Here is a 327-nt window from a genome sequence, read left to right as displayed (position 1 = left end):
GCTGACGATGTGGTGAAGTGGCGCGGTTGACGGGGCTCGAACCCGCGACCCCCGGCGTGACAGGCCGGTACTCTAACCAACTGAGCTACAACCGCGCGTGGCGGCGTGAATACAGCGGCCTAGATGAGCCGTCAATGGGGAAAACACATGTCGGTGGGCAGGCTTGCATCAGAGAATCCTGCCCCCGAAAATGAAGACGCCCCGCCAGGGGCGGGGCGCTTTTCAGGCAGTGGTGGCGCGGTTGACGGGGCTCGAACCCGCGACCCCCGGCGTGACAGGCCGGTACTCTAACCAACTGAGCTACAACCGCTCACTGCCAAGCCTTGC

2 tRNA genes are annotated in these 327 nt (G+C 64.2%); both read right to left on the bottom strand.

The window, feature by feature from the left end:
- Positions 1–18: 18 nt before the first annotated feature.
- Positions 19–95 (bottom strand) — tRNA-Asp (locus tag MUY21_RS16035).
- A gap of 138 nt (positions 96–233) precedes the next feature.
- Positions 234–310 (bottom strand) — tRNA-Asp (locus tag MUY21_RS16030).
- Positions 311–327: the final 17 nt, after the last annotated feature.

This window comes from Aliiroseovarius sp. S2029 (assembly GCF_023195575.1).
Taxonomy (GTDB): Bacteria; Pseudomonadota; Alphaproteobacteria; order Rhodobacterales; family Rhodobacteraceae; genus Aliiroseovarius; species Aliiroseovarius zhejiangensis.
This window is presented reverse-complemented; position numbering and strand designations above follow the sequence as displayed.